At 63.6% G+C, this 8,391-nt stretch carries 8 protein-coding genes; 7 read left to right on the forward strand and 1 reads right to left on the reverse strand.

Annotated elements, in window-relative coordinates; translation table 11 throughout:
• Position 1: 1 nt before the first annotated feature.
• The 3 genes from LQ215_RS08990 to LQ215_RS09000 all read left to right on the forward strand — a co-directional run bounded on the left by LQ215_RS08990 (position 2) and on the right by LQ215_RS09000 (position 3,063).
• Positions 2-676, forward strand: coding sequence for a DUF1028 domain-containing protein (locus tag LQ215_RS08990; protein ID WP_230148991.1), 675 nt, complete (start codon positions 2-4; stop codon positions 674-676).
• Positions 669-1,838: an acetylornithine deacetylase gene (gene argE, locus LQ215_RS08995; protein ID WP_230148993.1), complete on the forward strand. Its 1,170-nt coding sequence runs from the start codon at positions 669-671 to the stop codon at positions 1,836-1,838. Before LQ215_RS08990 ends, argE begins: the two co-directional genes overlap by 8 nt.
• A gap of 244 nt (positions 1,839-2,082) precedes the next feature.
• On the forward strand, positions 2,083-3,063 hold the full coding sequence (locus tag LQ215_RS09000; protein ID WP_436839563.1) for an ABC transporter substrate-binding protein: 981 nt from the start codon (positions 2,083-2,085) through the stop codon (positions 3,061-3,063).
• A gap of 198 nt (positions 3,064-3,261) precedes the next feature.
• Here the strand turns inward: LQ215_RS09000 and LQ215_RS09005 are convergent, their stop codons facing one another.
• Entirely contained in the window at positions 3,262-4,173 is a 912-nt protein-coding gene (locus LQ215_RS09005; RefSeq protein WP_230149004.1) for a LysR substrate-binding domain-containing protein, read from the reverse strand.
• A gap of 304 nt (positions 4,174-4,477) precedes the next feature.
• Between LQ215_RS09005 and LQ215_RS09010 the strand changes: the two genes are divergently transcribed.
• From LQ215_RS09010 to LQ215_RS09025, 4 genes are all read left to right on the forward strand, one after another.
• Positions 4,478-5,470, forward strand: coding sequence for a helix-turn-helix domain-containing protein (locus tag LQ215_RS09010; protein ID WP_230149005.1), 993 nt, complete (start codon positions 4,478-4,480; stop codon positions 5,468-5,470).
• Positions 5,471-5,539: 69 nt separating this feature from the next.
• Positions 5,540-6,472 (forward strand): SphA family protein, encoded by a 933-nt coding sequence (locus LQ215_RS09015; protein ID WP_230149007.1) that lies wholly within the window; start codon positions 5,540-5,542, stop codon positions 6,470-6,472.
• Between the two features lie 11 nt (positions 6,473-6,483).
• Positions 6,484-7,740 (forward strand): MFS transporter, encoded by a 1,257-nt coding sequence (locus LQ215_RS09020; RefSeq protein ID WP_230149009.1) that lies wholly within the window; start codon positions 6,484-6,486, stop codon positions 7,738-7,740.
• Positions 7,741-7,763: 23 nt separating this feature from the next.
• A partial coding sequence (locus tag LQ215_RS09025) for an amidase (protein ID WP_436839564.1) occupies positions 7,764-8,391 on the forward strand: 628 nt, incomplete at its 3' end.

Here is an 8,391-nt window from a genome sequence, read left to right on the forward strand (position 1 = left end):
CATGACGTTTTCCATCGTTGGACGCTGTGCCGAAACCGGCCAGTTGGGCATCGCCATCAGTTCCTCGAGCATTGCCGTCGGCGCCCGTTGCCCTTGGTTGCGCGCGGGTGTCGGCGCGGTGTCGAGCCAGAACATTACCCTGCCGGCGCTGGGGCCGCAGATCCTTGATGAACTGGCCGGCGGCCTGGTGGCGCAAGCGGCGCTGGAACGGACCCTGGCGCGCAATGGCTACAGCCAGTATCGCCAGGTGGCGGTGATCGATGCCGAGGGGCGCACGGCGATTTTCAGTGGCGAGCATACCCTGGGCATCCACAACGCCGTGGCCGGTGAGCAATGTGTGGCGGCTGGGAATCTGTTGGCCAACGCTGCGGTGATCGAGGCCATGGTAGCGGCTTTCGAGCATAGCGGCGGTTGCCTTGCAGCCCGCTTGGTGAGCGCGTTGCAGGCTGGGCAGGCGGCGGGCGGGGAGGCCGGGGCGGTGCATTCGGCGGCGCTGTCGGTGGTCGATGACCTGACCTGGCCCATCGTCGATCTGCGGGTGGACTGGGCTGAGGAAAATCCCATCGGCGAACTGGAAAAGCTTTGGCTCGCCTATCAGCCGCAATTGCAGGATTACCTGACCCGCGCGCTCGACCCGACCCTGGCGCCCAGTTATGGAGTGCCGGGCGATGAGTGAGCTACGCAGCCGCGCCCTGCTTGCCGAACTGGTGGGCTTTGCCACGGTCAGTCGCGAGTCGAACCTGGCGTTGATCGAGTTCGTGCGCGATTACCTGCAAGGGCTGGGCGTGGACAGCGAGCTGATCTACAACGCCGAGCGAACCAAGGCCAACCTGCTGGCGAGCATGGGCCCAGCGGTGCCCGGTGGCGTGGTGTTGTCCGGGCACACCGATGTGGTGCCGGTGGATGGGCAGGCCTGGACAGTCGAGCCGTTCTGCCTGACCGAGAGGGACGGCAAATGGTTCGGGCGTGGTACGGCGGACATGAAGGGATATCTGGCGTCGGTGCTGGCAGCGGTGCCGATGTTCCTCGCCAGCGCGCTTCGTCGACCGCTGCACCTGGCGTTTTCCTATGACGAAGAGGTGGGTTGCCTGGGCGTTCAAAGCCTGTTGGAAGTGTTGGTTCGACGAATTCCCCAACCGGCGCTGTGCCTGATTGGCGAACCCACCCAACTGCAACCGGTGCTGGGGCACAAAGGCAAGCTGGCGATGCGTTGTCATGTCCGGGGGGCGGCTTGTCATTCGGCCTATGCACCTTACGGGGTCAACGCCATCGAGCAGGCGGCGCGCCTGATGGTTCGCTTGGGCGAGATCGGTGCACAGCTGGCCGAACCCTCACGGCATGACTCGCGCTTCGATCCGCCGTTTTCCACGGTGCAGGTCGGGGTGATCCATGGCGGCACGGCGCTGAACATTGTCCCGGCCGATTGCCGTTTCGATTTCGAAGTGCGCGCCTTGCCGGATTTCAATCCCCAGGGGGTGGCCGAGCAATTGCAGGACTTTGCCGAACAGGCACTGCTGCCGGCGATGCAGGCGGTGGCGGGCGATACGGCAATTCGTTTTGAACCACTGTCCGCCTACCCGGGCCTGGCGACCTCGCCTGACAGCGCTGCTGCACAACTGGTTGCACGACTGTGCGGCAGTGACGCGTTCGGCACCGTCGCTTTCGGCACCGAAGGCGGCCTGTTTCACCAGGCCGGCGTGCCAACGGTGGTCTGCGGCCCCGGCAGCATGGACCAGGGGCACAAGCCCGACGAATACGTGAGCGTTGAACAAATGGCCGCCTGCGATCGCTTGATGGATCGGTTGGCGCGCTATCTCGCCGAGCCCGATGAGCTGTGACCACGAGGTGTCCGAAGTGAACGATTTCTACCTCAGGAAAATCCTGGCGGCCCGTCATGCCGGCCTCAACGAATGGGCCGACAAGAGCCTTATTGCTGTAGACCACACCGCCCGCGCTTACGGCCACCCTTGAGTCCCGTCGCCGGCTCGTGCGGGCGAGCCGGCATTTTCGAGGAACCGCTTCATGTCCAGATCCTTGCGTTGCAATATTGCGTGTGCGTTGGCGTTGTTGAGTTCCAGCGTCATGGCTGCGCCCCAGAGCTTGACCGTGATTTCCTTTGGCGGCGCCACCAAACAGGCCCAGGACAAGGCCTACTTCCAACCCTTCAACGCCAGCGGTGCAGGAAGCATCGTGGCCGGCGAATACAACGGGGAGCTGTCGAAGATCAAGGCCATGGTTGCCGCCGGTCACACCAGTTGGGACGTGGTCGAAGTGGAAAGCCCCGAGTTGCTGCGAGGCTGTGAGGAAGGCTTGTTCGAAAAGCTTGACCTGTCAGGCCTTGGCGACCCGGCCAACTATGTGCCCGGCGCACTCAATGAGTGTGGTGTCGCTACCTACGTCTGGTCGATGGTCCTGGCCTATGACCAGAGCAAGCTCGCCAAGGCGCCCAGCTCCTGGGCGGACTTCTGGAACGTCGCCCAGTACCCGGGCAAGCGCGGGCTGCGCAAAGGGGCCAAGTACACCTTGGAAATCGCCTTGCTGGCCGATGGGGTCAAGTCGCAGGACTTGTACAAGGTGTTGAACACACCGGAGGGCGTGTCCCGGGCCTTCGCCAAGCTGGATCAGATCAAGCCCAATATCCAATGGTGGGAAGCCGGTGCCCAACCGGCGCAATGGCTGGTGGCGGGGGACGTGGCGATGAGTGCCGCCTATAACGGGCGCATCGCGTCGGCGCAAAAGGAAGGCATGAAGCTGAGCATTGTCTGGCCGCAGAGCCTGTACGACCCGGAGTACTGGGCCGTGGTCAAGGGCACGCCGAACAAGGCCCTGGCCGAGCAGTTCATTGCCTTCGCCAGCCAGCCGCAGACCCAAAAGGTGTTTTCAGACAACATCCCCTATGGGCCGGTGCACCGCAAGACGCTGGCGCTGTTGCCGACGGCGATACAGGAGCAATTGCCCACCGCCGAGGCCAACCTGGCTGAAGCGCAAGCCGTGGATGCCGAGTTCTGGGTCGACCATGGCGAGGAGTTGGAACAACGTTTCAACGCCTGGGCGGCTCGCTAGGCAGCGAACCGCCCTTGTGGCGCACACAGCCTTTGTGGCGAGGGAGCTTGCTCCCGCTGGGCTGCGCAGCAGTCCCAACACTGTTATCGCAGTGTGCCAGGTTGATCCAGTTCGCCTGGTTTGGGGGCGCTTCGCACCCCAGCGGGAGCAAGCTCCCTCGCCACGGGGTTTAGTGTTTGGCAGGGCGGTGGTGTGGCGTCAGGCCAGCCATTGCCTGAACTGTTCCTTGCAGTAATCCACGAACAACTGGGCCGGTTTGGTCAGGTGCGTGCGTTTGAGCCAACCCGCCACCAGGGCCGAACCAGTCACGTCCTCGGCGATGTCGACGCACACCAGGTGTTGCCCATCGTAGGTGCAGGTGGAGTGCGGTCGGGTCACCAGTACGGCAAAACCGAAAGACTGGCCGACCATGCCACGGACCATCTCGATGGACGGCGAGCTCAAGACAATGTTGGGCGTCAGGCCCAGCTCCTCGAAAATGCTCACGAAATAGGTGCGACTGGGCTGCACGTCCAGCAGGATCATCGGTTCCAGCGCCAGGTCGCGCAGCGACACCTGGGCCTGATCGGCGAAGCGATGCCCCGCCGGCAATAACGCATAGGGCCGTTGCGGTGCCGTCAGGGCTTCGGTCTCGATGGTGCTGTCGAGGTCGTGCTCATAGAAAATCGCCAGGTCGAAACGCCCCCCCGTCAAGCCTTGCACCAGCTCCTGTTGCTCGCCGTCCTGCACGCGGATTTCCACCCCCGGGAAGCGCTGGCGAAAACCCGCGATCAGGCGCGGCAGGTAGAGCGGGGCGACGGTTTCGAAGCAGCCGATGTCGATCTGCCCGCTGACCACATCGTTATCGGCCAGGGCGTTCTGCTCGAACTCCCGGGCCATGCGCAACAGCTCCTGGGCCTTGCGATAGAAGCGCGCGCCACCGGGCGTCAACGATACGCCCTGGGCGTGATGACGGATGAGCAGTTGCACGCCAAAGCTGTCCTCCAGCCCTTTGATGGCGGTGGCAATCGATGGCTGGGCGATGTACAGCTTGCGGGATGCTTCGGCGACGCTGCCACATTCGACGGTGGTGACGAAGTATTTCAGCTGACGCAGGGAATAGGACGCCACGGCACACCTCGATCCGGATGGTTTCTGCCTACCTTACCTTGTGCACTTGGAGCAGGGTGCGGGTATTGATACGGATTTTGCTGGGCAGTGACGATATTCAGACTGGCTTGGGACCCGAACGTGAAGGCCTCAAGGACTTCACCGACAAGGTCCGGACCGCTGGCCCAGCGGCAGGCGTCCAGCCCCAGGCAGAATCCTGATCGACTATCCGATTTCGGCACAATTGAACGACCGGTCCACGGGGCGGAATGGAACTTGCCTGAGCTTTGACCCGTAAGCCCTGGAATCCTCAAAGGTCGGGTCAATGAACAACTCCAACATGGCGCAGCCAGCGGGCTCGTCGGACCTTTTGCCGACGTTGCCGATCAACCGGTTCCGTACCGCAGACATCGACGAACACGCTCGCAACATGGGCGGCTGGCAGGTGTGCTATGACCAGTTGACCCCCGGACGCTTCGAAGGTGAGTTGATCGAGTTTCGCTCGGACTGGATGCAACTGGTGCGCGACCGCTCTAACCAGGCACTGACCAAGCAAGGCATGGCCTGGGAAGGCGCCATCACTTTCAGCGTGCCGCTGAGTGCCGATGGGCCGGTCTTTTGCTCCGGGCACCCGATTATCGAGCCCAGCCTGATGGTCGCCCGAGGCCAGAACCTGCCCGAGCTGCGCACGCCCCAGCACCTCGATTTGCTCGGTATCGCCATTGAGGAGCAGGCGTTGGAGCATGTGCTGGAACGACAGGGCAGTCGTTTTAGAATTACCGATCTTCCCAAGTGTTACCGTCTCGGCAACTCGACGTTGCCCGCCGAGCTTGCGGCGCTGTTCGATGAGCTTGAAGGTGGCGGGCAGGGGCGTGATTCGTTGCTGGGTTACGAATCGATTCGCCGTGGCCTGCGTGACACGGTGATGTTGCACATGCTGGAACTGGTGGCGCCGGATGAGGCGCCGCCGCTCAATCCCACGGCGCGCAAGCGCATGGTCGACCGCGCCCGGGAATATGCCTTGGCCCATGTCGATGAGCCGCTGTCGATCCTCGACCTGTGCAACCACATCGGTGCCAGCCGACGAAAACTGCAGTATTGCTTCCAGGAGACGCTGGGCATCAACCCCGTGGCCTATTTGCGGGCGTTGCGCCTCAATGCCGTGCGCCGTGAATTGCGCAGCGGCGGCCACGCCCAGGGTGTGCAGGAGGTGGCGGCACGCTGGGGCTTCTGGCATTTGAGCCGATTTTCCAGCGACTATCGGGTGCTGTTCGGCGAGACCCCTTCACAAACCCTGCGTCGCACGCATCTGTGCTGAAAACGGATAACGGCTGACCGGCCGGCTCCCTAGGATGACCCCAACACCACTTGGTTGGAGGGGCATTCGATGTATCAAAATAATAAAACCAACGTCTTGCGCTGTACCTGGTTGAGCTTGGGGTTGATCACTGTTTGTAGCGCTGCCCATGGCACCGAAAATGGCGCGCCGACCACGGCGGTCGGGGTCTACGATTTCGGTGCGGGCATGATGCCGCCGGCCACGCCCTTTGGCACCGTCGGCCTGCGCACCGCGTTCTATTCGGCCAATGTGCAGAAAGATCGCCACGGCAAGTCTGCGGACAACAATTTTTCCCTGGATGTCTTGTCCATCGGCGTCGCCTACATGCGCATGACCGATTACACCGTGCTGGGCGCCAAGTATGGCTTCGGCACCGTCGTGCCGTTTTTCCAGATGGACGCCTCGGTACAGGTGCAGACGCCTGTCGGCCCGCTGGACCTTGCGGCCGATCCGTTTCGCATGGCCGATATCCAGGTGTTGCCGGTGATCCTGCAGTGGACCCTTTCACCGAATGTATTCGTCAACGCCCAATTCCAGATCCAGGCCCCCACCGGCGACTACGACAAGGATCGCTTGATCTCACCGGGCCTCAACCACTGGACCTTCTCGCCGATCCTCAACGCCACCTACCTCTCCGACAGCGGCTTCGAGGTGTCTTCCAGTTTCGAAGCCGACATCAACACCCGCAACCACGCCACCGACTACAAGAATGGCGTCGAGTACCGTCACGAATTCGCTGTGGGCCAACACGTCGGCCCGTGGACGGTGGGTGTGGGCGGCTATTACTACCGGCAGTTCACCGATGACGATGCGCCGGGCCTGGAAGCGGGCAATCGCGCCCGGGTGTTGGCGGTCGGGCCGGCAGTGAGCTACTTCAAGCCCGGCATCCCACCGGTGTGGCTGCATGTCTACAAAGAGCTCGATGCGCGTAACCGCGCCGAGGGCTATACCGCGGCGCTGCGCATCTCTCACAGTTTCTAAAGGGGCTCGCCATGAACCAATCAAGTTCCGTTTCAACGGCGGCCAGCCCGTCGCGCCAGGCCAGTTGGGGTGAAGGGCTGGTGCTGATGCTGGGCAGCAGCCTGACGATCATGGGGGCGGTGATGGTCACGCCCATCCTGCCCAGGTTGGGCGCCGAATTCGGCCCCTTGGAACCGCGCGCAGATCTGCTGGTGCCGTTGGCGATTACCGGCCCGGCTTTGGCGATTGCCGTGTGCGCACCGTTGGCCGGCTGGTTGGCCGACCGCGTCGGGCGCAAGGCCTTGCTGGTGATCGCCACGGTGCTCTATGCCTTGCTTGGCGCACTGCCGGCGCTGCTCGACAGCCTGCCCTCGATTGTCGGTGCGCGGCTGTTGTTCGGTTGCACGGAGGCGGCGGTGATGACGTGCTGCGCAACCCTGATCGCTGACTATTGGCAGGGCGAGGAGCGGTTGCGCTACGTCAACCGGCAGGTGGTGACCATCGGCCTGGTGGGGGCGCTGTTTTTCGTGGTGGGCGGTGTGCTCGGCGAGCATTCGTGGCGTGCGCCGTTCCTTCTGTATTTGCTGCCGTTGCTGCTGGTGCCGGCCATGCTGAAGGTGCTGTGGGAGCCGCCGCGGGCTAAGCCGCAGATGGTCGAGCAGCGCATCGATGAACCGGGTCCGGCCAAGGTCGCCTTGCTGCAACTGCTGGTCGGCTACCTGATGATCCTGGGCGGCATGGTCCTGACATTCATCATGCCGATCCAGGCGCCGACGCTGTTGGTCAGCCTGGGCATCACCTCCAGCACGATGATCGGCCTGGCCGCGGGGTTGAGCCTGTTGGCGACCTTGGGTGGTTCGCTGATGTGGCCGTTGCTGCGTCGCCGCTTCGGCATCGCTGGTTGCAACGCGCTGTTGCTTGGCCTGATGGGCTTGGGGCTGTGGCTGCTGATGCGCGGGCAGAGCTACAACGCCGTGCTGGTGGCGGTGTTCATCCAGGGCCTGGGGGCCGGGTTGCTGGTGCCCAACGTGATGGCGCCGGTGATGAATGCCTTGACCGCCAGCACCCGTGGCCGGGGCTTGGGCGGGTTTACCTCGTGCCTGTATGTCGGCCAGTTCGTCAGCCCGCTGGTGGTGGCCTCGGTGGTCGTCTTCGCTGGCGACTTGCGTCACGCCATCCAGTGGCTGGCCCTGGCCAGTTTTGGCCTGGCGCTGCTCTGGGTCGTTGCCGGCCTGCGAGCACGGGGCCAAGGGCAGGCGAGCACGGTCGGATCACATCAATCGTCATGACATAAGGAACCTGAAACATGGGTATGCAAGACATCCACCATTTGATGGACAGTGAAGATGCCACGGCGCTGGCCGAGTGGGTCAGGCGTGGCGAGGTTCAGCCCGGCGAACTGCTGGAGACGGCCATCGAGCGCCTCGAACAGGTCGAGCCGCAGCTCAATGCCGTGGCCGAGCGCTTGTACGATTCGGCCCGGGAGGCGGCGCACACGCCGGAGGTTGGCCAGGGCCTGCTGGCCGGTGTGCCGACCTTGATCAAAGACCTGTTTTCACCGGTCCTCGGCGCGGCGATGACTAACGGATCACGCGCGCTGGGCGATTTCCGTGCGGACTTCGAATCGGAAGTCGTGGCGCGGTTGCGGCGTGCCGGGTGCCAGGTGATGGGCACCAGCACCTCGCCGGAGTTCGGCACGTCGTACTCCACTGAGTCCGCGCGTTTTGGCGCCACGCGCAATCCCTGGAGCACCGACCACAGCGCCGGAGGTTCGAGCGGTGGCGCGGCGGCCCTTGTGGCGGCCCGTGTGGTGCCGTTCGCCCACGGCAACGACGGTGGCGGTTCATTGCGCGTGCCGGCGTCTTGCTGTGGCGTGTTCGGGTTCAAGCCCAGCCGTGGCCTGCTGCCGTCCGGGCCGATAATCGGCGAGGGTTGGGCGG

This window comes from Pseudomonas brassicacearum, assembly GCF_918698105.1.
Classification (GTDB): Bacteria; Pseudomonadota; Gammaproteobacteria; order Pseudomonadales; family Pseudomonadaceae; genus Aquipseudomonas; species Aquipseudomonas brassicacearum_F.